This is a genomic window from Streptobacillus felis (genome assembly GCF_001559775.1).
Taxonomy (GTDB): domain Bacteria; phylum Fusobacteriota; class Fusobacteriia; order Fusobacteriales; family Leptotrichiaceae; genus Streptobacillus; species Streptobacillus felis.
This window is the reverse complement of sequence record NZ_LOHX01000158.1, coordinates 1-454: the sequence shown is the minus strand read 5'-3', so window position 1 is coordinate 454 and position 454 is coordinate 1. Positions and strand designations below refer to the sequence as shown.

The 454-nt window shown below is 28.0% G+C and carries 1 protein-coding gene; it reads left to right on the top strand.

The genetic code is table 11. From position 1 onward, the window contains the following. Nucleotides 1–316 (top strand): 50S ribosomal protein L17 (gene rplQ / locus AYC60_RS03410; protein WP_067321345.1); only part of this gene is annotated, 316 nt, incomplete at its 5' end. Nucleotides 317–454 lie beyond the last annotated feature (138 nt).

Below are 454 nucleotides of genomic sequence, written 5' to 3'. Positions count from 1 at the left end.
GAAGAATATGAAAATATCTTTAATGAACGCTGAGCAAATCGAAACGACAGTAACTCGTGGTAAAGAGTTAAGAAATTTCGGTGAAAGAATGATTACTTTAGGTAAAAAAAATAACTTAGCTAATGACGATAAAGCAAAAGCAGTACATATATATAGACAAGTATTTTCTTTCTTAAGAAATGAAGAAGCAACTGCAAAAGTTTTTAAAGAAATAGCCCCAAGATATACAGAAAGAAATGGTGGTTACACAAGAATCATCAAAACTGATGTAAGAAGAGGGGACTCAGCTGAACTTGCAATTATAGAGTTAGTTTAATAAATAGAAAAAAATCGCTTATGCGATTTTTTTTTGAAAGGATGCATTATGAAAAAATTATTAAATATTATACTACTTTTGATTATGTTTTCTTGTACATCAGTAAATGTAAAATACAATAATATTGATGAAGTAACA